The sequence below is a fragment of the Mesorhizobium sp. USDA 3734 genome (assembly GCF_056279665.1).
In genome coordinates, this window is record NZ_JBWCCW010000001.1 from 5,238,739 (window position 1) to 5,263,006 (window position 24,268).

Consider the following 24,268-nt stretch of genomic DNA (forward strand, 5'->3'; position numbering starts at 1 on the left):
TGTTCACTCCGACGGCGTAGCCTGCATGGCTGTCGTCCATCCACGAGGATGCATCGTATAGGATGCGACCTTCTCGCCGTAGGCAGAGACATGGTGGAAGTGGTAAAGTGGGATAATGGGTTGGTCGGCCATCACGAACTCAGTCGCACGTGCGATTGCCTCATCTCGTTCAGTGCCCAGTTCGATTGTCTGCGCCTTGGCGAGCATGTCATCGAAGGCTTGGTTGCGGTAACCGCTGTAGTTCAGAAAGCCGGTACCTCGCGCATTGTCACGTGAGGCGACGACCGCATCGAGACAGACTTCAGCCGCCTCCCCGGAGCAGCCCGCGTACCACACGGCATATTCGCCCGCTGCCCTCTTCGGCTCGTACACGGAGAAAGGCACAGCATTCGGCGTGACGCCAACTCCCACCTTCGCCCAGTTCTGTGCAATCGCTTGCAAAGACTCAGCGTCTCCGGGGTACCTCCCTACAGTACCGGCCAGGCTCAGATTGAACCCATCCGGGAACCCGGCCTCAGCTAGTAGCGCCTTTGCTTCGGCATAATTGGGCGGTTGTGGAACCAGCTTTGGCGAGGTGCCTGGTAGCCCGTTGGCGAAGAACTGTGATGCGGCTGTGCCGTAACCGAGCAAAATCTTGTCTGCCAGCAACCCTCGGTCGGTTGCCATTGCCAGAGCCCGCCTCACACGGACATCAAGGAATGGGTTCGGGATGGAATTGCCAGCCTTATCGGTTACGCCCGACAGCATTTCGCGTCCCAAATCGAACTGCAGGAAGTTCGAGCGCGCAGCACTGACACTTTCCGCCGTCATCCCTCGCTGCTCCAATCCCTCGACATCGCGCGCCGGAATGAAATCCGCAACATCGGCATCCTTGGCCATCAAGGCTGCGACTCGCGCGGCGGGACTTTGGATTGCGCGGAACGTCACTTCCGACCATGCGGGCCGATCACCCCAATAATCGTTGTTTCGGACTAGCTTCAGTGTTTCGCCGGATTGCCAGCTGTCAAACTTGTATGGTCCAGTTCCCACCGGCAAGGCGCCTGTATCGAGTTCTTCAGTGGTTCTGAAGCCATCAGTTTCATGACGTATAATGAAAATGGTAGACAAGATGCGTGGCAGAGTTGGGACACTGTCATGTGTCTCAATCAAGACGGTCAAGGAATCGGGTGTCGAAACGGACTTAATCGGCTTCACGTTGGCCTGATAGCCGCCGCTCGGAGGCCTCAGGAAGCTCTGAATTCGTTCGATCGTGTAGACCACATCCTGCGCGGTAAAAGCAGAACCATCGTGGAACCGAACGTCGTTGCGGAGCTTGAACTCCCATTGAGTGTCCGACAGCCGCCTCCACTCGGTCGCCAATTGCGCCTTTAGGTTGAGACCCTCGTCCTGATATACGAGACGCTCGTACATATGCGACAGGAGTGACGTGTTCTCGTTCAATTCCGCGTAGTGGGGATCTAACGTAAGCAGCTTGTAGTTAGTAGCGACGCGCAATTCCTGAGCCACGGCGGGAAAAGCACTCGTCGCACATAGCGAAAATATAACTGCCGCAGATGTACGTTTTAGCGTTCGAACCGGGTTGCGATTTTTCATAGGTGTTCCCATTGTTGCTATTATGGTCCCTCTGCACTGCCAGTAACCTATACATCAGGTCGACGTTTTTTCCTGACGCGTTGATCACTAGTTTGCATTCAAAACGATGGGAGGAATCGCAAAAATCGTCAATTTATTAAATTTTTGTGACGCCCTATTAATTTTACTAATATAGCAAGCAGACGGAACCCCGGGGCTCCGCAGCTACGAATTCGGACAAACGCAATGGAAGAGATTTCAGGCCGAAACAGCAAGGCTGGGCTCAGATGCGCTCAGATTTTTCGGGAGATCATAAGGACCGGCTCCACGAGGCGGGCCGCCAGAGAACTCGGAATTACCCAGTCGGCCGTAAGCCAGTATCTCAAGCTGTTTGAGGAGGCTGTTGGTGAGAAGCTTTTCGCGCGAGATCCCCATGGCCTTGTTCCAACCACACGGGCGATCGAAATTTACAATCGGCTAGACAGATACTTTGATACGCTAGGCCACATCGAGAGGGAAATCACCGACTCTTTTCGCACTAAGGAAAACCGCCTGACGATTGCCGCACCGCATATATTCTTGTTAAGACTCGCCCCCAAAATCATACTTGCGCTCGACAATCTGGATCCGTCTCTAGAGTTTCATTTCAGGGCACAGCGATATGATGAGATAACACAAAGCATTGTGACGGGAGAGGCCGATATCGGAATTTCCCGACTGCCGTTAGACGCCCGCTTCTTTGAGTGGCAGATAGTCGCCGAAAGCAAGAGCGTCTGCGTATTGCACCCTGACCATCACCTTGCAAAAAAAGACATCATAACTGTGGATGACATCTCAGACGAGCCCCTTATTTCTCTAGAGAGAGAATACACGTCTAAGCGGAGTTTATTGACAAAGGAAGACTTGCGTTTAAGGCCGAAGATCAATTCGGACACGATAGGATTGGACGCTTCTTTTGCCGCCCATGGTCTAGGCATTATAATCGACAACGAATTTATTGCGCATCAGTATCAGATGTTTGACGTGAAGATCGTTCCTTTTCAGCCGGCAGTGAGATACCATTACGTGGTATTTTGGCGCCGGGGCAGTGATAAGTTTTCGCGACAGTCAGCGATTGTGGAGACATTCGTGGAGGTAATAAACGTGAACAATCGCCGAGAGAAGAACGCGCCGGTTAGCACACGGAGCCCCAGGAGTTTCGCGCGTTAGCGGGGTCTGCATCGGCTTTGGTATGGTGGCGCGATGATCCTCATATCGCGAGGTTGAGGCTCAAATTGCCGCTGGATGAGAGTTCAGTGGCAGGTATGGACGTATATGGACCCCGCCCGATTGTAACAGGTTAGCTGGATGCGGTTGATGATCACAACTGCTGAGGGATATCCGGCTTCATCATGCGGCTCGATGTTCAGCGCCGCGAGCCTGACGCGCACGCTCGTTGCGGCACGCACCAGCTAGTCAGGGTCACGACCGAGCTCTCAAACCAGATCCGGGGTCTCATGAAGACATTCGGATTGCTTGTTCCCGCCGGCAAAGGAAGCACGCTCGCTCCTATCGTACTGCCGATGCTGGAAGCCTGGCGCAGCATGCGCGTTCGGGCCGCTGAACTCGGGCGTCAGCTTGTCGCTGGTGCGAGAGGTGCTCCTCGCCAATGGCGAACTTCTCCTGCATGGGGTCGCCTGGTGCGGGCGATGCGGCCACAAAATGTACGTTCGCTAAAAGGGTGGCGGAGAGTATGTGTGCAATCACCTGCGCTCCCACACGGGCTTGCTGGCGTGCCAGCACATCCGTGCTTCACCGCGTGGATGCCGCCGTCGCCGACGCTTCTTGGCGGCGCTGGTTCCCGCCGAGCTTGACGCGCTGTCGCGAGTGTCAATGCCGCCGTAAATTTCCTCAAAAGTGCCGAAGTAAATTCCCCAATTATGCCGACGGAGTCGTCATGGAGAGATGGCCGTTTTTCGGCGGACGTCCCCTTGGTTTCGGCGGAGAGCTGAAGGCTGGTGGCGTGATCAGCGCCTTCGAGCGGACATGCGCCGGCATGAGCTCGGCATGCTGACGCAGTCGATAGCTTGATCCCTCGATCTGCACGATGACGGCATTGTGCAGAAGGCTGTCGAGCAGCGCGGTGGCAACGATCGGGTCGCCGAACACATCGCCCCATTCGGCAAAGCCGCGATTTGAGGTGAGGATCATTGCGCCGCGTTCGTAGCGGGCGTTGACGAGTTGGAAGAACAGATTGCCGCCGCCGGCGATGACCGGCAGATAGCCGATTTCGTCGACGATCAGCAGGCTTGGCCTGCAAAAGAAGCGGATGCGCTTCTGCAGCCTGCCTTCCCCGTTCGGCTCGTGAGAGCGCGGCGATCAGATCGGCAACCGTTGTGAAGTAGACGTTTTCCGGCCTTGACGCCTCGACGCCGAGAGCAGTGCCAAGTGGCTTTTGCCCGTCCCCGGCAGACAGGGCTCATAATGCCCTTATCAGCAAGACAACGGAACACGGACTATTCACTACGCCTTTCATCCGCGCACTGGCGAGGAGGCGGTCGTTGTCGGACGGCAGCGCTATTGCGGGGAGCCGGCCTATGTGTGCCACGTCATCGCCTCCTGCCATTGATCGAGTCCCTGCTCAGGGAAGCGGCGAAGAAGGCCAGGGAGGCGGATCATGAAGATCACGCCTGAGCATCTGGCGCGCGGTGCCCATGTCTATATTCGCCAGTCCACAGCCGATCAGCTTGTCGACAACCCGGAGTGCCGGCACCGCCAATACGGTCTTGCCGACCGGGCACTGGCGCTTGGCTGGGAGACCGTAATCGTTATCGACGATGATCTCGGTCGCTCCGGATCCGGCGTAACTCGCCCCGGCTTTAGGAAGCTGCTCGAAGCGATCTGCGAAGGCCTGGTGGGCGCGGTGCTGGCGATCGAAGCGTCACGCCTGGCGCGCGATGGGCGGGACTGGCACGAGTTTTGCGGCTTGGTCGGGTACGCTCATCATCGATGAGGACGGCATCTATGAGCCGCGTCGTCCCAATGACCGGCTGTTGCTCGGCATGAAGGGCACGATGAGCGAACTTGAGCTTTCGATCCTGCGCGCCCGCTCGGTCGAAGCGCTAAAGAACAAGGCGCGGCGCGGTGTGCTGTTTCTGGCGGTGGCGGTCGGCTACGTGAAGGCCGGACCGCATCGAGATGGACCCCGATCTGAGCGTGCGCGAAGCGATCCCACTTGTCTTTACGCGCGAACCGTCGGCACCGAAGTCTTGGAACGGCTTCAACCCTTGGGCATCGAAGCGGCTGTTCAGGCGATCGAGACATCCAAGGCGCAGAGCGCTGCGTCAGATCGAGCTCGCGCTTGAACAGGCACGCTATGAAGCGGCCCATGCGCAGTGCCAATATACGCCGTCGATCCCGACAATCGGCTCGTGGCAAGTGAACTTGAGCGGCGCTGGAATGCCGCGCTTGCGGTTTTGCGTGAGCGCGAAGCCGAACTCGAAACGCTCGACAACAGGAAGCCAGAAACCCTGAGCGAGACCGAGCGCCAGGAGCTGCTGCACATGGGCGCCGACCTTGAACCAGCGTGGCATCACGCAAATGCCACCAGCGTCACTCGCAAGCGCATCATCCGGACGCTCGTTCGCGAGATCGTCGTTCGTGTCGAGAATGACCGGATCGAGATGGTGGTGCATTGGCAGGGCGGCGATCATTACCACGCTCTCCGTCAAGAAGAACAAGCTCGGTCATCACAGGCGGGGTGCTGCGCCCGAGATCGAACCGCTGATACGGGCGCTAGCGCGCCAGCTGCCGGACAAGACGATTGCGGCCCTTCTCAATCGACTCGGCAAGACCACCGGCCGGCAAAACGGATGGACGCAGTCGCGCGTCTGCACCTTCCGCAGCCAACACAACATTGCCATCTACAGACACGGCGAGCGCGCGGCGCGCGGCGAATACACCTTGCAGGAAGCGGCCGAGAAGCTGGGCGCGCGGGCAATGACGGAACTGCGCATGATCCACGCCGGTCATCTACCGGCCGCGCAATACTTCAAGGCACGCCCTGGGTCATTCGCGGTGAGGATCTAGTGCGTCCCGACATGCAGCACTATGCTCAACAGCGGCATGCGACGCCCATTATCACAAGGGCAAGATCAACAGCCGATGCTTTTTCAATGACATAGCGAGGTGTGCATTATGACGCGGGATCGGGAGGCCCAGGAAATGGACAGCTTCACAACGCTTGATGAAGCCGGGCTGTGCGAGGGTGAAGATCCGATCCTTGTCGAGCGATGGCTGGAATGAGAAATCGAAGCCGGCCAGCGTCTTGATCGTCGCAAGCCGCCCCATACGCAGCACGGTCTTGATGCGGCTATTTTCTTCGCACGGTCAGTTCCTCGGAGAGCAGGATGTCGATCGCCCAATGCGGAGAGTTCGCCGTGCTCCAGCCGACGAACAACATGATCCAGAGCCTCGAGCGCACGCGGCATCTTCAGGCCGACGAGATCATGACGGATGCGGTCGATCATTGTGGGTGCGGTATCGAGGGCGGCGCTCATGGGCAGTTCTCCCGTGCCATGGCTTTGCCGACGGCGTCAAAAGGCCAAACCGATGAGGAACTGTGTCGCCAGCGCCCTGGAGAACAATGCTGCTGTCAGTGGACGGCAGCCGTGAACGCTGGGAGGCCGTGCTTCGACGATGATCCGGGCCGGACGCGTCGTTGCCTGCGTCCCTCCAGAACAGGATGAACGGCAATTAGCGTGCCGTTCTCGAAGATGCGGACCTCGTCGGCGAGCGAATGGACTTCGACCATACGGCTTCGGGTCGCGTCGGGAACACTGTAGGCATTGCCGCGACGCTGACCATGCCTTCTCGGGAGATCCGGCGCTCCAACTTCAGAACCGAGCGGAAAGGAGCCAATGGAAGCGGTCGCAAATACGGCCGTTCTTTGGCGAAGGCCTCATTGACGACGCGTAAGGTGGTGGCATGCGTGCGCGGATTGGCGATGCTGTCTAACCAGTGCCGCAGTTGGGCGTTGAGGTCGTCGAGGTCACGGAACGAACGTGCCAGGAAGAAGTCTTCCCGAATAAGCGAAACGGTCTCTCGACCTTGCCCTTCGTCTTGGCCCGATAGGAACGGCATGCCCTGGGATGAAAGCCATATTGACGCGCGAGATCAACAGCGCACGGTTATAGGCAATATACCCTGTCTCGCCTTCGCCGATGACCGCGGTCTTCATGCGATCGTAAGGATCTCGCGCGGAACGGCCCAATCGCCTCAAACGCGGCGACGTGGCAACGTAGCACGCTCGGCAGGTTCTGATGCATGACGAAGCGCGCCAGATGAGACGGCTGTAGCCGAGCACCATGGAAACAACCAGACAATCCTCGGGGTCGTCGGTTCATCGGTGAAGACGACATGAAACTGGGCAAAGTCGACCTGCGCCTGCTCGCCCGGCGGTGCCTCGAAGCGAACCTCAAATCCTCGCTCGCTGGGTGGCCGAATGTCGCGCAAGATGCGTGTTTCGGTAATTCCCGGACACCACTGTCCGGGAATTAGCGGAACCCCTGTCCGGCTTTTGCGAAATGCGCAGCGCAAGAAGTTGGTCAGCGCCGTGTAGCCGCCGGAATAACCAAGATCCTTGATCTCGCGGAAAGCCGCCGCGCTGTAAGGCCGGGATAGCCTTCACGCGTTCGCGAAGATAGGCCGGAACGGGTCGATCACCGTCGCCCTTGGTTTGCGCGGTCCATAGACGAAGCCTCCAACCCTCGCTCGCTGTACTTGCGCACCGTCTTGCGATCGATACCAGCCTGCCTGGCGATCGCTGACACCGACAGACCTTGCCGATGTAGATCCAGGATCATCATCATCTCCCTCAGCTTGATCACCGATCCCCCTTTCCGACCATCGGAAGCAGTATCGGTGACGACGCGCCTCAACGGCCCACGCTCGCCGCTTACCTGCTGCAAATCGCCATGCTTGGCGGTTATCTCGCCCGCAAACATGATCCGCCTCCCGGCAACATGGTCGTCTGGCGCGGCATGACCCGCTTGCACAACATCGCGTTCGGCATCTCCATTGGATCACACCGACGATGTGGGTAATCGGAAGCCTCGCCGGAGGCGTACCGGAATAACTCCAGCGACGTCGATGCAATAGGCTGGCGCCAAGGGAGCCTCCGGGCAGGAATGACCTTGCCCAGCAGACGCGAGCGCACCCGCCTGTTCACCTGTTCACAACCATGGGGGACCAAAGCCGAATTCGGTTTCTTAGAGAATTGAGGGCCGAGAGGAGGCTAGCAGCGCTACGGCCTGGTTTTTGGTGCGCACTCCGAGCTTATTCCTGGCATTATCCAGATGGAAAGCGACGGTGCGCGACTTGATGCCCAAAATGCAGGCTATATCTGGAGCGGACTTGCCGCGCGCCGCCCACTGCAGGCATTCATATTCGCGCGGCGTCAACAAAATGCCGTCCACCATTCGACTCGCCGAGAGTTTGCGGCGAACATGAATGTGAAAGCACGTTGCTATGAGCTGAAGCGCCTGCTCATACCGCTCGGCAACGCGCAGCAAACCGGACAGCTCACGCGCCGCAAAGGTCATCGTTGCAACAGAGCCCCTGCGATCGACAATCGGGATCGTCAATCCACAGCAGATGCCGAAATCTGTCGCTTCAACGAACAGCCTTTGCTGAACCTGGGACGTCTCAACGCCACGAGAATTCGCGTCCCATCTGAAGGGGCATTCGGCAAGTCGCGCGCGCATGACGACCGGATCGACTCTCTGGTACTGGTTTCGGAGATAGTGCGCTGTCCAGGGAGGCGGATAATTCGAGATCAGCTTGGGCTCGCTGGAAGGTTGCAATGGCAGGGATAAATAGGCGAACGTAAGTAGATCAAGTCCCGCGGCCGCGCTGGCTAGCGCTTCCCGTAAATCTGTTTCGTCGACACTCTCCGACAGCCTTTCCAGGAATGTCTCGAAGACAAGCGGCACGTCCGTTGTCATTGTATTAACTCAATTGCTGCATCTGTCTGCTGCGCGCCGCCCTAACTGGAGACCCGGTAGACCCGGCCGCCCGACCGCCGCCAGTATTGCGGCTTTGGCCGCTTGACGATCCTTGCAGAATGCCGCGAGCCCCGGACCATCTTTGGGCCGGTGATCATCCCAGGCCGGCACTAATTGCGTCCGCACCAAGTCAATTGGCTCCGGTTTGTTCTGGCAATTTGCAGGCAGACGAACGGTTTCCATAGGCTGCGGCAAGGCGGCTGCAGGTATTTGGGGAACTTTGTCCCGATTATACTCAGCTGGGTTGGAAGCCCGCCTTGGGGGCGGAGATCGCTGCGATGGGGTCGGCATAATCAGAGGGCCTCGAGGGAAACAAAAAGCTTGTCGAGCGGCCGGGAAATGCCTTCGGCAGTCACGACGAAATCCTCCTGATGTTGCGAATTTCGCGAGTGGCGGAATAACGGATATCTAGAGCTTGGCTTTATTGCCAAAAGCTGGCGCTTTTGACGAATGAGTGCTTGCTGACTCCATTACCATCCGGCAGAGCGTCGTAATGTCATACACCGGGAGAGTTGTGAAACGACGGATCGTTTCCGCAACGCGAGGGAACATCGTGCACTCAAGCAGTATTGCGCCGATCTCAGGATACGCCTGTCGTAGTTCTTGAATTCGGGTGCAAACGTCCTCCTGCAGGACGGCGGTGTTTGTCAGCACCGGCGGTCGCGCCATCTCATTCAACCAGGTTTGCGTATTCTCAATACCGCCTATCACAACCCGTGCCCGTTCAGACGGATCGTCAGTATCCAGTAGCTCCTTTCCACAACACGCAGCATCAAAGGTTAGAATCGCGAGCTTTGCCGTTGCCGGTAGTAGGCGTAGGATGACTGGGACTAGCATCAGAGCTGACAGCGCTACTGGGACGCGAACTGCAGCAGCAACTGCGGCCTGATGTCGGATGGAAAAGCCGCAGTCGGCCGTTATCGCGACAGCGCCACGTTCCACTAGGCGCCGGGCGGCTGCGACGTAAGCCGATTCGAGCGTTGGATCGCCAGGAACGACTACATTCGCCCAAGCTCCTGAGACTGTTTCTCTTATGATGGGGAAATTGAACGTGACCGGATCTGCCAGAGTTCCGGGTGTAGGGGGAACGGTAGGTCCTGGCTCTAGATCTAGAACACCCAGGACCTGGCCGACCTGCGTTCCCTGGTTTTGCAGCATTTTGAAACTCCATTGGTTTGGTTTTTTTCAATTGAGGAGCCACCTTGACGCACCATTCGTTCGTCAGTTTCCGGCCGTCAATTCAGCGAGAGCGTTCGAGTGATCGGAGGTCGCTCGTAGATTTGCTTGTCTTCCAGGTCCAAAACGCCAAGCAAGCGGCGTCCTGGTTTCACACTTTTTTTTCCACGGCAGCGAACTGAGACCAAGCCCCAGTCCTCCACCACATGATGTAAAGCGCGATCATCCACAGTATTGGCAGAAGGGTGAGAAGCGACGCCACCGCGGCGACAGTCGGATCGATTTCATTGCGGATGTTCTCCCACATCTTCAATGGCAAAGTCCGCACAGAAAACCCGCCAACAAAGGAGGTGATGACCACCTCACCGAAAGAGTGGATAAAGGCGAAGAGCGCGCCGCCTATGATGCCAGGGCGGATGAGCGGCAGAGTCACTCTCATGAAAGCCCTGAAGGGTGTCGCCTTCATGCTCTTAGCAGCCTGGACCAGTCGTTGGTCGAAATTCACCAGCGTTGCGGAAACGATAATTGCAACATAGCTGATTGCTCCAATCGTGTGCGCCAATATGATTCCGGTCTCGGTGCCAATTAACCTGAGCTTCGCCAAGCCGAAGTAGGTTGCCACGCCGACAACGATGACAGGTATGGTGATTGGTGTAAGAATTGCCATTGTAATAAGGCTACGCAGATCCGGTGCGATACGACTAAGGCCAAACGCGGCGAGCGTACCTACTGTTGTCGACAGTATTGATACAGAGAGAGCGATTTTAATACTGGTCAGCGCCGCGCCATACCACGCAACGTCGCCCAAAAAAGACCAGTACCACTGGAGCGAAAGACCGGGCGGAGGAAACCTTAAGGTTGCGCCATTGCTGAAGGACATCACAATGACAACGACCTCTGGGAATAGCAGGTAAAACATGACTAGCGACGCCACAGTCCAGCCGGCAATTCGAGACCATCGCCCATCGGGCTGCGCCCGATAAAGCGAAGTGGACCACCGCCTTGCTCTAGAAGAGACCGCCATCTCGTTGAAGTAGCCTATGGCCGTTTTTAAGAGCGTGACTTGCCTGAACCAACGCATTTTCAATTTAGGTGCAGCATCTTGGGCACCGGACGGATTGAGGCCCATCGTTGAAAGTACGACTAACGCAACAGCAAGGAGGATGAATGAGGAGGCGCTTATTGACCCAACATCGAAACCTGTAGCCACTTGAGACGCGATATAGGTCGAAAGCATTGCATCACCCAAACCGCCTAGCGCAGCCGGCGTGATATAAAAACCCAGACAGATCACGAAAACCAGTAACGTCCCACTGCGTACACCGGGTAAACTAAGTGGGAAGTACACGCGCCAGAAAGCGGTCGACGGTCTCGCACCCATGCTTTTCGCAGCTGCGACCAAGGACGTGTTGATGCTCACCATTACACTCACCAGCGGCATGATCATCATCGGCAGCATGATATGAACCATGCCGACATAGACTGCCATACGGTTGTAAATAAGCGGAAGTGGACTGGAGATGAGGCCGAAATCCATCAAGACACTGTTGATCAGCCCGGTGTCACCGAGAATCACCACCCAGGAGTAGGTCCGTGCCAAATCGCTCGTCAAATAGGGTAGGACCACAAGGACGATTAGGATTACTCGGACCCACTTGGAGGCCGTTGAGATCAGATAGGCGGTAGGATAACCGACAAGCAAGCAAATAATCGTAGCTATCGCGCTGATTTCCAGCGTCTGGAGCAAGAGCCGAATGTTAGCGTATTTCTTGAGGAAGGCGTAATAGTTCTGTAAACTGAAATCCGGAGCGTTCAAGCTCTCAAGAAAGAGCTGTATCGTTGGTATACCAAAGACGATTAGAAGGATAGCGAGCGCCGGGATGACGATGGTGAACGGCGACCGCACGACCCTCTGAAGTGGATGCATTTGCTTATTTCTCTACTTCAAGCTCTCAGCGAACGCACGTCAGCGCGTAGCCAGTCAAGGCGAACAGCGTCACCTGGCCGAAAGATTTCCTGCCCAGACGCAACGTGTTCACGGACTATGAGTGAAAGACTGCCAACCCGGACCTGATATTTCCTTAGCGGTCCGGCGTAGGTCATGTCCTCAACAGTGCCGTTCACATTGTGGCGCAGATCTTGAGTTGAAAGTGGTGCCGCATTCGCTCCTGAGATGCGGACACGTTCCGGACGGATCATCGAAACGGTGCCGGGGGGGTTCTCCTGATGTCCCAGAGCAGGACAATCCAGTAAATTCGCCTCGCCTAAGAAGTTGGCGACGAAGCGGCTTGCGGGACGGTCGTAAAGCGCTTCAGGAATATCTGACTGCTCTATGCGGCCGCCGCGCATGACGATGATCCGGTCCGATAGCGTGAGCGCTTCTTCCTGGTCGTGGGTGACGCATATGGTTGTTTTCCCAAATTCTCGATGAAGGCCCTTAATCTCGCCCTGCATTTGCTCGCGCAGGTTTCTATCAAGTGCGCCAAGGGGTTCGTCCAGAAGAAGGATCGGAGGATCGGCAATCAACGCTCGAGCGAGGGCTACACGCTGCTGTTGACCACCGCTGAGCTGCGAAGGCAGGCGTTCTCCCAAATCCCTAAGATGGACCCGCTTGAGCATGCGCTCAACGAGCGCTACCCGTTCGCCAGCTTTCACCCCACGCATTTCCAAAGGAAATTCCAGATTTCGACGTACCGTTAAATGAGGAAACAAGGCATAGTTTTGAAAGACAATCCCTTGATCTCGGCCGTACGAAGGCACTGCGGCTACTGACTTTCCAGAGATCAAGATATCTCCTCGGGTAGGAGCTTCAAATCCCGCAAGCATCATCAATGCTGTGGTCTTGCCTGAACCGCTGGGGCCAAGAATTGTCAAAAATTCCCCCTGGCGCACGGCAAGTGAGAAATCCGTTAATGCGGTGACGGAGCCGTACATCTTCGTAACATCACGAAACTCGATCTGCGGAGGCGCGGTGCTTTCCACTACTTGTCCCCCGCTTGGCTCTCGTTCCAGCACCTTGTTGCGGCTGAAGCGCTCAAGGTCGTCGTGGCGATGAATACATGGCGCCATCCTATTCTTCTTGCATCTGGAAAGTCGTCATTGTCACGATACCAGCGAGTCTTATCGCGGACCCGCTGGTCAGTTCTGATCTGCTTTATTGAAGAATCCATTCGCTCCAGCGCTGTGCAAGACGCTGAAGATTTGACATGCCGTCCGCGCCGACTTCCGCATACCAAGCGCCATTTGCCAAAATAGCCGTTGCTAGGTAATTGGGATGGCTTGGAAGCGTGACCGCGAGTTCTTCTGGCAGCAGTTTAAACGCATTCCGGTTGGTTGGCCCTTCCGGATAGAGCTTCGCAAGCGCCGCTTGATTCTCGGCCCGGCTCACAAACTCAACAAACTTCTGCGCATTTTGCACATTGGGGCCGTTCTTGGGAATTACCCAGGAGTCAAATGTTAGTTTAGCCTGATTGCGGCTCATTTCGAGCGGAGCGCCCTGAGCGATCGCCGTCGTAGCGCGGCCGTCGTAAGACATCATCAGGTCACCGGCGCCGCTCAACATCAATTGCTGTATCTCAGATCCCGCCGTCCACCACTTTCGAACATGGGGCTTGATCTTGTCCAAGCTCGCAAAGATGCGGTCGATGTCCATCGGATAGAGTTTGTCGGGAGAGACACCGTCGGCCAAAAGGGCCTGTTCCCAAGGACCCTCATTTCCGTACTGGCCCGATTGCAAGTAGCGAACTCCAGGGAATTTCTCGACATTCCAGAAATCTACCCAGTTGCCGGGACGTGTCTTATCGGATGGGTACTTCGTGGTATTATAGACTAAGTTATAGCTGTAGAAGAAGAAGCCAACGGAGTGCTCATTCCTGGTTTCTGGAAGGAGCCCTTCGATGTCTTCTTTCCTGAAGAGCGAGTAGTCAACCTCTTCAAGATACCCTCTCGGTGCGCTCTGAAGAACCGATCCTTGGGTCAGCGGACCAACGTCGACCGTGACGCTGTTCGTCTTCTGCATCAGGTCAAGCTGTTGGACGCTAAAGTCTTCCGTAATGGGGGTGACCTTAATGCCGGTTTCTGCTTCGAACGGCTTCAGGTAAGCTTCGATCACGCTTTTGCCGACTTGTCCACCGTAAGTTGAGACGCGAAGCTCCCCCGTCGTTTTGGCGGAAGCTCGCACGGCCGGCGCTGCCAGAGCGCCCACCGCGACGGCAGACGACGCCTGCATGAAACGTCTTCTATTGATCAACATGCTCATTTTCCTTCACCCTCTGTTTCCCTTACCTCTATGGCGGGGTCGTTGAGCCCAGGCCTCGTCGAAGCGTGTAGGCGAAATGCCGACGCAATAGGTCGACATTGCGACAACTAAAACCCCTCTAGGCATCGACTACCGTCAGTGTCGTGTCATGAAGGGTAAGGATTTCGCATCCTGTCTCAGTGACCGCCCATGTCTCACTGAATCCTACTCCCGGGGTCCCTGGCATTAGTTCCCCGACTGGTGAATGGAACGTCATGCCAGGTTTCAACTCCAACTCATTACCTTCGCGTATGTAGCAGAGGTCTTCGCACCACGTAGGGGGTGCCCCCGATCCAATTGAATACCCGTATACGGCTGGCTCCGGCCAAACTTCTCTCAAGCTAATGCTCACTTCCCGTGCAACCTCGTGAATGGTTCGTCCCGGTCTAACGGCACCAAACAGGACGTTGAGACCCTCGTTGATTACCTTGGCCTGTTTCTCTACTCCCGAAGACGGCTTCCCGATTGCGACGGTATGATAAATCGCACTGGTGTAGCGCTGGTAGGCGGCCCCGAATTCGAGGACCACCGTATCCCCCAGTTGAAGGGGCGTGCGCTTGAAACTCGCATGGACTATGCCACTCCGGTGACCCGCCGCAACGATTGGCTGCGTGCTGAAAAACTCGCTGCCTTCACGGACCATCGTCTCATAGAGCGTGGCGGCAATCTGATTATCAGTGACCCCAAGCTTGATCACGGGCAACGCTGCGTCGAGGCCCTTTTTGGTGATTCTCCCCGCCTGGCGCATGTAGTCCAGCTCAGCTGGTGATTTGATCATTCGGGGCTTCGCAACCACTTCCGAGGCATCGACAAAAGTAGCCCCAGGCAGACCACGTTTCAGGCCTTCATAAAGATCAAGGGTAAGGCCGGGCCTTCTCCGCTCAACGCCAATCCGCCTCCCTTCCAGCTTCCGCTCTTTCAATATGCCCACGAGCTTGTCAGCTTCTCCTCCCTCGGCCCAGCGAACGCCTCGAATGTCTGATACCCAGGAAGTAAGCAAAGCGGGAGCGAACTCCAAGTGGGCCATATGAAGAATTGGCTCCCCCTGGCGAGGTAAGATCATACACATATACCAACACGAACCAAAACTTTGGTAGCCACTCAAATAGCTTAGGTTCGGCGGGTACGTGATAAGAAGGACGTCAAGGTCCTCCTTATCCATGACCTTCCTGACTTCTTCAATGCGATGGCGAAATTCCGCCTCCGGAAAAGCTAGCTCCTTTGAAACTGGACTGCTCGTGCGAATTTTATAAAACTGGTCGTTATCCATTCGAAGTTTCCTTGATCTTCTTTTCAGGTTAATTTCAACCGATTGGGGAATGGCTACCCACGCAGAAACCGCCCAAGTTCAAGCATTTGCGGAACAGTGATCACGTCGCTAAATGCAGAGGTGGCCAGCGGGTGGGACGCGAACAGCGCAATCACCATCTCTGCTCCTGGCGCGATATATAGCCGCTGACCGTGAATGCCCTGAGCTTCGATGGCGCTAAACTCGTCGTGCGGAACCCACCACATGCTGCGGTAGGAATAACCGGGCATGCCCTTGTAGGTGAACTTTGCCCGGTCTCCACCGCGCCGGATGTCGTCTATGACTGACGCTGGAATGATTTGCTTGCCATTGCATTCGCCTTCTTGCCGGATCATCTCGCCGAAACGCGCCAAGTCTCGCAAACTTGCGTACAATCCCCCGCTGGCAGATGGCATCCCGGCGGGATCAACTACCAAGTATCCGTCGTCTTCGCAGCCCAACGGCGCCCACAAACGCTCATGCAGCAATTGCGCAAATGAACGCCCCGTCACACGCGACATAACCCACGCCATGACTTGGGTGTTTACGCTCTTGTAGCTAAAAAGATTACCATGCTCGCCCTCTTTGCGAACGGTGTACAGAAAGTCGCAAGATGTCTTCGGCCCATCGTAGTTGGCTGGCCGTGATCGCGTTCGACAAGCCCGCATATATATTGCGTTGCTTGATTGCTCATCGACTTCGTCCTCGCTGTACTCCAGACCGGTCTGCATATCCATCACCTGTCGCAGCGTCGCATCTTCCCATGCAGTCCCTCGCAGGTCGGGCAAATAGTGAGAAATTAACTTACCTTCGTCGAGCACCCCTTCGTGTACCAAAGCCGCAGCAAGTGTCCCCGCATAAGATTTCGTGACAGAAAAGCAGGCATGCGGCATCTTCCGCTCAAGTGCACCGAAATAGCGCTCGAACACAACGCGACCGCCGTGCAGCACCATGATGCCGTCGGTGTAGGTGTCGAACAACGCCTCGTCGAAGCGTCGGGAGCGCCCGTTCATATCCGTAAACGCCAACGCCTCGACCGCAGCAGTATCCGCAGCAGATGGGTCGTTGAAGGAGCGCTCAGCCCCATCAGCGCGGCCAACACTCACTGTCGGCACGAGCTCCCGCATGTGCGAAAGGCTCCAACGTATTTCAGGGAAGGCCATGTGGCGGCCGCCCTCGAAGGTGATCTGCTTATTCGCAGGAGGCGGGAACCCCTGCATCCATCCGAACTTCCGCGGATCGCTAGCGACACCATCCAAATATGCTTTCCCTCCAAATTCCAGGGTCTCCTGCGCCGACGCGCACTGGCTAGAGGCTTCGTTTTTTACATCTTCACCGAGCGCCATTCTCAAAATCTCCCGTGCAAAGCGCCTCTACCGCCAATTGGATTGGCGGGCCACTTCGAATTCAACGCAATCGATCGCTGCCGGAGCATCGTTGCGCACCGAGGGTTTCGCCGTCTTCGCAACGCTTGTCGGCGCCGATGGAAAGCCCTGCTGCAACGGTGATGGTCTGGACGATTTTTCGCCAGATTTAGCTTCTCCCCGACGCGCTGCTTGTTGAGATAGTTCGGATGCAACGCTGCTGGCGAAATTTATGCGCTGACCAACGAGGCGGATCAAATAGACTTTTGCAATAACGGCTATAGGTCCGCTGAATGCGGATAGTGCAGCGGGCAGTTTCACCCAGGCTTCGACAAGATTGCATGTGGCTCAGAGAGTGCGCTAAACCTCGATTGCCAGATCGAGGAAGATTTCGGAACATCCCTCCTCGTTCGCGGTAGGTGCCGCGTGACACCTACTGCCACCGGCACCAAGCTACTGGAACTGCTCGTCCGCTCCTCTCGCCGCATCTGACGTTAGGCGGCGTCCTGTCGGGCCTTCGATAACCTCCAGCCGACCCGCATAGCTTCCATTTGAGACGCCAATTGGACACTCATTTTGCCGTCTCGCTCCATGCAAAGTAAGCGGTGTTGCCGGACCACCTAAGCCGGCCACCATTCCAACCAAAGACCGGTCGGTTTTCGGCACAAAGATTACCTCCTGGGTCAGCAACTTTGGCATCAATCACCTCGCGATGAACGGGGACATTTCGATGCCGGAAAAGAGAAGGCTGACCGTGAGACAGTTGAGACAAATGCTTCGGCTTGCCGGAAGCGGGACCAGCTCCCGCGAGATTGCGGTCGTGCTGGGAATAGCACGCAGTACGGTGCAGGATAATCTGCGGCGCGCAGCGGCAATCGGGTTGAGCTGGCCCCTGCCAGGCGAGCTGACCGATGATGCGCTTGAGAACAAACTCCGCTCGCAATGGCGTCAAACAGCGCACGCGGCGGCGCGCAGAGCCGAACTGGGCCGATCTTGCCGTCGAGCTCAAGAAGCCGGGCGTCACGCTCCTCATCTTGTGGGAGGAGTATCGAGGAAGTCATCCCGACGGATATGGCTATAGCCGGTTCTGCGAGCTCTTTCGCAGCTTCGAACAGCGGCTTTCGCCGACGATGCGCCAGGAACACGCCGCCGGCGACAAGGTCTTCGTCGACTATTCCGGCACGAAGATCCCGATCGTTGATCGAGACACCGGCGAGATCCGTGAGGCGGAGATCTTCGTGACAGTGCTGGGTGCGTCCAGCTTCACCTATGCCGAAGCAACCTGGACCCAGACACTGCCTGATTGGATTGGTTCACACATCAGGATGTTTTGTTTCCCCGACTGATCGTCCCCGACAATCTGAAGTCGGGTGTCAGCCGCGCCAGCTTCTACGATCCCGAGATCAATCGCAGCTACGGCATGATGGCATCCCATTATGGCGTCGGGGTTCTTCCGGCACGGCCGCGACGGCCGAAGGACAAATCGAAAGTCGAGAACGGCGTGCGTTTCGCCCAGTCATACATTCTGCGGCGGCTGCGCAACCAGACCTTCTTCTCGCTGGCCGGGGCCAATGCCGCCATTCGCCAGGCACTCGATCGCATCAATGATCACGTCATGCGTCGGCTGGGCGTCAGTCGCCGGCAATTGTTCGAGAGCGTCGAGCGTGCTGCGCTCCCAAGCCTGCCGAGTAAAGACTACGAATTCGCCGAGTGGCGTTTGGCCCGCGTTTCGACGGATTACCACGTCGAGTTAAGACCTTCTTTTATTCCGTACCGCACAGCCTCATTCGCCAGCAAGTCGATCTGAGAGCACCGGCACGCACCATCGAGATCTTCCACCGCGGCAAGCGCATTGCCGTCCATCAGCGCCGCTATGGCGGCCCTCGTCATGGGACGGATCCGGATCATATGCCCAGACCCACCGGCGATATGCCAAGTGGACGCCGGACCGTTTCCGTCGCTGGGCCGCATCCGTCGGGCCCCAGACGGAAGGCTTGGTTGTCGCAATCCTCGCCAGCCGCCCACATCCTGAAACAAGGCTTTCGGACATGCCTGGGTGTCCTTCGCCCGTTTCGAGATATCCCACACGATCGCGCCGAAGCCGTGTCAGCCTGCGCTGTCGAGATCGGTGGCCTGAACTGCAAGAGCATCGCCTCGCTTATCGCCAATCACAAGGCCGCAAGGCATTCCACCGAACCGACCGCCATCGTCGATCACGCCAATCTGCGTGGCCCTGATTACTTCCATTGAGGAGACACACCAATGCTCATCCATCCGACGATCGACATGCTGCGCGAACTCGGCCTTCATGGCATGGCCACCGCCTTCCAGGAGCTCGACGCACAATCCGAAGCACGCGGCCGAATGGCTTGCCATGCTGCTCGAACGCGAGGCTACCATGCGCCGCCAGAAGCGTTTCGAAGCCCGCGCCAGGGCTGCCAAGCTTCGCCATGACGCGCAGATCGAGAATGCCGACTTCCGCGCCGCACGCGGTCTTGATCGCAATCTGTTCATGGCGCTCGCCGGCTGCGACTGGATCAGAAAGCATCACAGTCTTCTCATCACCGGGCCGGCGGGCGTCGGCAAGAGCTGGCTGGCCTGTGCGCTTGGCCACAAAGCCGGCCGAGAGGATTTCTCCGTCGCCTACCACCGGCTTCCCAGGCAGTTCGCCACCCTCGCGCTTGCAAGAGGAGACGGGCGATACGGCAGGATCCTCAAATCTCTTGCCAGGACCGACCTGCTGATCCTCGATGACTGGGGACCGGAAAAACTAATGACGACCAACGCCGCGATCTCCCGGAGATCATTGAGGATCGCTACGAACGACGCTCAACCATCGTCACAAGTCAGGTGCCCGTGGATCGCGGGTGGGAGATTATTGCAAACCCAACTTTGGCCGACGCCATCCTGGATCGCCTCGTTCACAACACCTATCGCATCGATCTCACCGGTGAAAGCATGCGAAAACAGCGCCCGCCAATCGTACCCGAAACACCGAAGCTTGACCCGAAACAAAACCCAACCCAAACATCAACGAGACCCAGGATCAGCCCGAAAAATGGCCGCCTTCAAATCGGAATGACTGGCCGGCTTCAAATCGGAATCGATGGCCGGCTTCGTCGGAATACGCACCGTGTGATGCGTCAGGAAAATAGCCGCGCTATCATCGCCGATCTCGAACCCTGGCTGCGCGAGAAGCTCGGCTTGATCAGCCAGAAAACCAAGCTCGCCGAGGCGATCCGCTACACGCTCTCGCGTTGGGAAGGCCTCTCGCGCTTCCTTGACGATGGCCGCATTGAGATCGACAGCAACGTGGTCGAGCGCTCCATCTGTCCGATTGCGAAGACTGATTCATTATGCACCTCCTTTTCAAATGGCGGAAAACAGCGATTCCTGGTTGTCGTCGTGGATGCGACGCGGAGTATTGCGCGCCAACTGCAGGGCCGGCAAGTCGGCGCGGCCTGAATTGCCGCCAATCTGCGGAGTGGCGTTGCGCAAGGCGACAGTATAAGGATGGCGAGGGTTGAATGTGATCTCGTCGGCGCTACCGATTTCGACCAGTTTTCCAAGATATAGGACGGCAATGTTGTGCTTGTCGCGCAGGTCAACCAGGACCTGAAGGATCTGTGCGCGTATCGAGACATCGAGCATCGAGACCGGTTCGTCAGCAACGATGAGCTCTGGCTTGACAGCAAGAGCTCCGGCAACCACGACGCGTTGGCGCTGTCCGCCAGACAGCTCATGTGGGAGCGGGCGAAGAAATCACCGGGAGGATTGAGCCCGGCGGATGCGAGCGCTTCGCTTACCCGTTCTTCAAGCTGTTTGCCGTTATCGACCAGCCGTAGTGATCGCAGCGGCTGCGCCACAATGTCGATCACGGTGTGTCGCGGGTTGAGCGCCTGATAGGCGTCCTGAAAGATCATTTGCACGCGATGCCTGTAGGGGCGTAAAGCCGACAAGTCTTGAACGGGCGTCATGTCGCGACCTTGAAACAGGATTCTGCCGGCTGTCGGTTGGGCAAGTTTGGTGATGACACGGCCCACCGTCGTCTTGCCGCTTCCCGATTCCCCGACCAGGGCGACGATCTCACCCCGTCTGACGTTGAGGTCGATGCCGTCCAACGCGCGCACGGCGCCGCCAGGTCGGCCCAGGACACGGTCGAACAGTCCGCCACCCTGGATAGGAAAATGCTCCAGACGCAGCATATCGGCGGAATCAGGCATGGACTGCGACCTCGTCTTCTTGCGTCAAGGACCGGTGAAGATGACAGGCCACGCATCCCCGCCCGGACTTGTCGAGGCTGGGGAGGTCGGTCGCGCAAACCCCCATGGCCGACGGGCAACGTGGATGAAACGCGCAGCCTGACGATCGGTTCATCAAGTTGGGGGGATCACCAGGGATGGGCCGAATGATCCGTTTGCCGCTCGCCGGGTTAGGGATCGATTCGATTAGTAAGCGGGTGTAGGGATGTTTGGGCTGGGCGAAGATCTCGGCGACAGTGGCATCCTCGACGATCCGGCCCGCGTACATGATCATCACGCGATCACAACATTCAGCCACTACAGAAAGGTCGTAGGAGATCAAAATGAGGGCAAGGCTAAGCCTCGATCGCAACTCACCCAGCAGCTTCAGAATTTGGGGCCTGTGTAATGATGTCCAGCGCCGTCGTCGGCTCATCGCCGATGATGATTGAGGGACGACACGCGAGCGCCATGGCGATCATCACCCTTTGACGCATGCCACCGGACAATTCGTGAGGATAGGCAGCGCCGCGATCCGCCGGAATGCCGACGAGCTCGAGCAGTTCTCGTGCTCGCGCCGTCGCCTCGCCACGCGACATGCCGAGCTTCAGCATACACGGCTCGGCGATCTGCTTGATGATGCGGTGAACGGGATTAAGCGCATTCATCGCGCCCTGGAAGACTACGGACGTTTCGCTCCAGCGGTGTGGCCGCATAGCCGCATCATCGTCGATCGGCAGTCGGTTACCACGATAGCGCACTTGGCCGCCGCTGACCCGCGCGTTGGGCGATAATAGATCAGCAATGGCCATTTGCAGACGTGGTCTTCCCGCTGCCCGATTCTCCGACGAGCCCAACGGCCTCTCCGGCCCGGAGCGCGAAGCTCACGCTGTCGATCGCACGCGATGAAACACCCTTGAGCCCATAGTCCACAGAGAGGCGGTCGACTTCCAGAAGCGGAGGCTTCTGTTGGGAGGAGTTTGTCATGGAATTATCCGCCGCCGTGGATTGAACGTGTCGTCGAGGGCATTGCCAATGAGGACGAAACTAAGCGAAACCGTAAGCGCGCATAGCCCGGGGGCGCCAAGATACCACCAGGCTCCAGCAGTGGCGGCGCCGGCGCGCTGAGTCTGTGAAAGCAAAGTCCCCCATGAAGGCTGCAACGGATCGCCAAGCAAGAGCGACGTCTCGACATAAATCGCGCCGGCGACGACCCAGGGCACCATTCGCTGCAATTTGCGGCACGAGATTGGGCAGGATGTGCCGCACCATGATGTTAAAATTGCTGCTGCCAACAACGCGCGCGCGATCAATGAACGTTCGCTCCTTAAGCGACAGTGTCTGGCTGCGAACAACACGCGCGACGAACGCCCAGCTTGTCATGCCGATAACGACAATGATCACAAAAAGAGAAGGACGGCATGACAAAAAAGAAGTCCCGTCAAGCGCATAAGCCAGACGTCAACCCTGCTACCATAGTAGCCAGCCGACATGCCGATCGTAGTGCCGAGGATGAGGCTGATCACAGTCGCCAACAGCGCGATCGTGAGGGATATGCGAGCACCATGGACGACGAGATTAAGCACGTCCCGACCCACCTCGTCGGTCCCAAGCAGATGCTGGCTTGATGGCGGTGCGAGGAAGTCACCAGTTGCGGTGGCTACAGTCCCAAGCGGACCCACGAGAATATTGGGCACGGCAGCCAGCACAAGGAACAACACCAGACACAGCAGCCTGAGCTGAGCCCCACCGTGGCCAAGGAATTGGAATAGAAAGGCCTTGATCGCTCGCGCCCGACTGCGCGGGGAATATCGAACACACTTTCACTCATTGCCGGACTCGCGGATCAAGAGGGCCGTAAGCAAGATCGGCCAGGAGGTTTGCAACAACGATCGAAGCACCAAGCAACAGGAATATCCCCTGAAGGACTGGATAATCTCGCGCATTGAGTGCCTCGACCGTGAGGCCACCAATCCTCGGCCAGGAGAACACGGCTTCGACCGTAATAGCACCGGCGACCACGTAGCCAAGGTTCAGCGTCAGAGGGTCACGACCGGTAGCATTGCGTTACGGAATGCATGACGCATCAGCATCTGACCCCCGGTAAGCGCCTTAGCCCGGGCGGTCACCATGTAATCCTCAGTAACGACGTCGCTCATTGCGGCACGAGCGACCACGACGTATTGGCCGATGAGTCCAAGGGACACCGCGGTGACCGGAAGCGCGAGATGCCGCAAGTAGTCGAGGAACCTATCAGCGGAACCGATGCTAGCGCCGGGTGAATAGATACCATAGGCCGGAAGCCATCCCAATGTCGTGCTGAAGATCACCACCAGGATGATCCCGAGCCAGAAAGACGGTGTTGACCGTCGAGGTCCGACAGGAGCTCGTCGAATTTGTCATTCGACCAGTACGACGTGTTGTCGATGCCGATGCGCTTGCTGCGGGCGAAGCGGAGCAGCGAGCCAGGAAAGGCAGACGGCCAGCTGTTGGAAATGAGCAGGTCCCAGCACCTCCGCCGCCATTCGTCGGCGCTGCCGTGCGGGCACCGAGCGCGCCGGACTCTAGCTGGGTCACAGATACCGGAATGCCAATCTGTCCCAACCATCCAGCGACGAGCTGCACGGCCGCGATTGGAATCTCGACGTTGCCCGAGCCGTTCCCGGTGAGCAGTTCGCGCTGGAAGCTGTTGCCCTCCTTGTCCTCCCGGGCGCCGTCGCCGTTCGTATCCCGGTAGCCGGCAGCATCAAGTCGGCGGCCCGCCTCGGCGAGATCGAAGTGGCGCCTGATGTCGCTCAGGTCCGAATAGTAATCGGCCGCAACGGGTGCGATCGCTCCCACGCCAGGGTCGGCGACCCCGTGGAAGGCTCGATCGACGATAGCCTTCTGGTCAATCGTATAGCCAATCGCATCGCGAAACGCCGGATCCTGTAGGGCCTTGGTGCTGCCTCCCCCGTCCCCCCGCGGTGTTAAAAGCCAAGTAATTCCGCTGCGGAATGCGCACTTGACCGACCCTGATGGCGGGATCCTTGGATAAGTTGGCCATTGGGCATACGTCAGGTTCATGCCGTACTCGAGGTTACCGCTCTTCAGACTTTGTGCGATGGGATCAGGCGTACTGAAGAAGCTGAAGATCATGCCGGCGGTCGCAGGCTTCCCCGTACGAAAGTGCGGGTTCGGTGTGAGACGAGCAAATTGACCCTGGTGAAACTCCGAAACGATCATCGGCCCCGTGCCCACCAGCGGAGGGTCATTGCGGAAGGGACCGAGTGCATCGGCGTAGCTAA

At 57.5% G+C, this 24,268-nt stretch carries 19 protein-coding genes and 9 pseudogenes; 9 read left to right on the plus strand and 19 right to left on the minus strand.

The window, feature by feature from the left end:
- Positions 1-3: 3 nt before the first annotated feature.
- On the minus strand, positions 4-1,593 hold the full coding sequence (locus tag ACZ89F_RS25090; RefSeq protein ID WP_476094694.1) for an ABC transporter substrate-binding protein: 1,590 nt from the start codon (positions 1,591-1,593) through the stop codon (positions 4-6).
- Between the two features lie 225 nt (positions 1,594-1,818).
- Here ACZ89F_RS25090 and ACZ89F_RS25095 point away from each other — a divergent pair, with 225 nt between their 5' ends.
- Complete coding sequence (locus ACZ89F_RS25095; RefSeq protein ID WP_476094696.1) at positions 1,819-2,781, plus strand: LysR family transcriptional regulator; 963 nt, start codon at positions 1,819-1,821, stop codon at positions 2,779-2,781.
- A 210-nt stretch (positions 2,782-2,991) separates the two neighbouring features.
- A pseudogene (locus ACZ89F_RS25100) lies at positions 2,992-3,206 on the plus strand (IS110 family transposase); the annotation flags it as partial.
- Between the two features lie 283 nt (positions 3,207-3,489).
- On the opposite strand, the pseudogene ACZ89F_RS25105 reads toward ACZ89F_RS25100, so the two are convergent.
- Positions 3,490-4,020: pseudogene (locus ACZ89F_RS25105) on the minus strand (ATP-binding protein); the annotation flags it as partial.
- Positions 4,021-4,228: 208 nt separating this feature from the next.
- Between ACZ89F_RS25105 and ACZ89F_RS25110 the strand changes: the two are divergent.
- Together ACZ89F_RS25110 and ACZ89F_RS25115 are read left to right on the plus strand one after the other, a co-directional pair.
- Complete coding sequence (locus tag ACZ89F_RS25110) at positions 4,229-4,564, plus strand: recombinase family protein (protein WP_476094697.1); 336 nt, start codon at positions 4,229-4,231, stop codon at positions 4,562-4,564.
- Positions 4,509-4,916: a recombinase family protein gene (locus ACZ89F_RS25115; RefSeq protein WP_476094699.1), complete on the plus strand. Its 408-nt coding sequence runs from the start codon at positions 4,509-4,511 to the stop codon at positions 4,914-4,916. The genes ACZ89F_RS25110 and ACZ89F_RS25115 overlap by 56 nt, the downstream gene beginning before the upstream one ends.
- Before the next feature lie 9 nt (positions 4,917-4,925).
- Here the strand turns inward: ACZ89F_RS25115 and ACZ89F_RS25120 are convergent, their stop codons facing one another.
- A complete protein-coding gene (locus ACZ89F_RS25120; RefSeq protein ID WP_476094701.1) occupies positions 4,926-5,264 on the minus strand; it encodes a hypothetical protein in 339 nt (112 codons plus the stop codon).
- Between ACZ89F_RS25120 and ACZ89F_RS25125 the strand changes: the two genes are divergently transcribed.
- On the plus strand, positions 5,221-5,640 hold the full coding sequence (locus tag ACZ89F_RS25125; protein WP_476094702.1) for a helix-turn-helix domain-containing protein: 420 nt from the start codon (positions 5,221-5,223) through the stop codon (positions 5,638-5,640). The genes ACZ89F_RS25120 and ACZ89F_RS25125 overlap by 44 nt on opposite strands.
- 84 nt (positions 5,641-5,724) lie before the next feature.
- On the opposite strand, the pseudogene ACZ89F_RS25130 reads toward ACZ89F_RS25125, so the two are convergent.
- From ACZ89F_RS25130 to ACZ89F_RS25170, 9 genes and pseudogenes are all read right to left on the minus strand, one after another.
- Positions 5,725-6,110 (minus strand): annotated as a pseudogene (locus tag ACZ89F_RS25130) (ATP-binding protein); the annotation flags it as partial.
- Positions 6,058-7,439, minus strand: a pseudogene (gene istA / locus ACZ89F_RS25135) (IS21 family transposase). The pseudogenes istA (ACZ89F_RS25135) and ACZ89F_RS25130, both read right to left, overlap by 53 nt.
- A 381-nt stretch (positions 7,440-7,820) precedes the next feature.
- Positions 7,821-8,543 carry a LuxR family transcriptional regulator gene (locus ACZ89F_RS25140; RefSeq protein ID WP_476097371.1) on the minus strand — a complete coding sequence of 241 codons (723 nt, stop codon included), beginning with the start codon at positions 8,541-8,543 and terminating at the stop codon, positions 7,821-7,823.
- Positions 8,544-9,942: 1,399 nt separating this feature from the next.
- A complete protein-coding gene (locus ACZ89F_RS25145; RefSeq protein WP_476094704.1) occupies positions 9,943-11,718 on the minus strand; it encodes an ABC transporter permease subunit in 1,776 nt (591 codons plus the stop codon).
- 17 nt (positions 11,719-11,735) lie between these two features.
- Positions 11,736-12,725 carry an ABC transporter ATP-binding protein gene (locus tag ACZ89F_RS25150; RefSeq protein ID WP_476097372.1) on the minus strand — a complete coding sequence of 330 codons (990 nt, stop codon included), beginning with the start codon at positions 12,723-12,725 and terminating at the stop codon, positions 11,736-11,738.
- A 220-nt stretch (positions 12,726-12,945) separates the two neighbouring features.
- Complete coding sequence (locus ACZ89F_RS25155; protein WP_476094705.1) at positions 12,946-14,049, minus strand: ABC transporter substrate-binding protein; 1,104 nt, start codon at positions 14,047-14,049, stop codon at positions 12,946-12,948.
- Between the two features lie 118 nt (positions 14,050-14,167).
- Positions 14,168-15,358 (minus strand): M24 family metallopeptidase, encoded by a 1,191-nt coding sequence (locus ACZ89F_RS25160; RefSeq protein ID WP_476094707.1) that lies wholly within the window; start codon positions 15,356-15,358, stop codon positions 14,168-14,170.
- Positions 15,359-15,411: 53 nt separating this feature from the next.
- Entirely contained in the window at positions 15,412-16,722 is a 1,311-nt protein-coding gene (locus tag ACZ89F_RS25165; RefSeq protein WP_476094708.1) for a serine hydrolase domain-containing protein, read from the minus strand.
- 27 nt (positions 16,723-16,749) lie between these two features.
- Positions 16,750-17,061, minus strand: coding sequence for a hypothetical protein (locus ACZ89F_RS25170; protein ID WP_476094710.1), 312 nt, complete (start codon positions 17,059-17,061; stop codon positions 16,750-16,752).
- 409 nt (positions 17,062-17,470) lie between these two features.
- On the opposite strand from ACZ89F_RS25170, the pseudogene istA (ACZ89F_RS25175) reads away from it, so the two are divergent.
- From istA (ACZ89F_RS25175) to ACZ89F_RS25185, 3 pseudogenes are all read left to right on the plus strand, one after another.
- Positions 17,471-18,990 (plus strand): annotated as a pseudogene (gene istA / locus ACZ89F_RS25175) (IS21 family transposase).
- A gap of 12 nt (positions 18,991-19,002) precedes the next feature.
- Positions 19,003-19,713: pseudogene (gene istB / locus ACZ89F_RS25180) on the plus strand (IS21-like element helper ATPase IstB); the annotation flags it as partial.
- A 159-nt stretch (positions 19,714-19,872) separates the two neighbouring features.
- A pseudogene (locus ACZ89F_RS25185) lies at positions 19,873-20,142 on the plus strand (IS66 family transposase); the annotation flags it as partial.
- On the opposite strand, the gene ACZ89F_RS25190 reads toward ACZ89F_RS25185, so the two are convergent.
- The 4 genes and pseudogenes from ACZ89F_RS25190 to ACZ89F_RS25205 form a co-directional block, all read right to left on the minus strand.
- Positions 20,110-20,451, minus strand: a complete 342-nt coding sequence (locus ACZ89F_RS25190; protein ID WP_476094712.1) for an ABC transporter ATP-binding protein — start codon at positions 20,449-20,451, stop codon at positions 20,110-20,112. The pseudogene ACZ89F_RS25185 and the gene ACZ89F_RS25190 overlap by 33 nt on opposite strands.
- Before the next feature lie 101 nt (positions 20,452-20,552).
- Positions 20,553-20,963 (minus strand): annotated as a pseudogene (locus ACZ89F_RS25195) (ATP-binding cassette domain-containing protein); the annotation flags it as partial.
- Positions 20,956-21,968, minus strand: a pseudogene (locus ACZ89F_RS25200) (ABC transporter ATP-binding protein). The pseudogenes ACZ89F_RS25195 and ACZ89F_RS25200, both read right to left, overlap by 8 nt.
- Before the next feature lie 60 nt (positions 21,969-22,028).
- Positions 22,029-22,364, minus strand: a complete 336-nt coding sequence (locus ACZ89F_RS25205; RefSeq protein ID WP_476094713.1) for an ABC transporter permease subunit — start codon at positions 22,362-22,364, stop codon at positions 22,029-22,031.
- A 38-nt stretch (positions 22,365-22,402) separates the two neighbouring features.
- Between ACZ89F_RS25205 and ACZ89F_RS25210 the strand changes: the two genes are divergently transcribed.
- Entirely contained in the window at positions 22,403-22,609 is a 207-nt protein-coding gene (locus tag ACZ89F_RS25210; protein WP_476094715.1) for a hypothetical protein, read from the plus strand.
- A 199-nt stretch (positions 22,610-22,808) separates the two neighbouring features.
- Here the strand turns inward: ACZ89F_RS25210 and ACZ89F_RS25215 are convergent, their stop codons facing one another.
- From ACZ89F_RS25215 to ACZ89F_RS25225, 3 genes are read right to left on the minus strand one after another with little or no spacing between them, the layout of a single operon-like run.
- Entirely contained in the window at positions 22,809-23,003 is a 195-nt protein-coding gene (locus tag ACZ89F_RS25215) for an ABC transporter permease subunit (RefSeq protein ID WP_476094716.1), read from the minus strand.
- Between the two features lie 17 nt (positions 23,004-23,020).
- On the minus strand, positions 23,021-23,314 hold the full coding sequence (locus tag ACZ89F_RS25220; RefSeq protein WP_476094718.1) for an ABC transporter permease subunit: 294 nt from the start codon (positions 23,312-23,314) through the stop codon (positions 23,021-23,023).
- The gene (locus ACZ89F_RS25225; protein ID WP_476094720.1) at positions 23,250-24,206 is read right to left on the minus strand and encodes an ABC transporter substrate-binding protein; all 957 of its coding nucleotides are present in this window, start codon (positions 24,204-24,206) and stop codon (positions 23,250-23,252) included. The genes ACZ89F_RS25220 and ACZ89F_RS25225 overlap by 65 nt, the downstream gene beginning before the upstream one ends.
- Positions 24,207-24,268 lie beyond the last annotated feature (62 nt).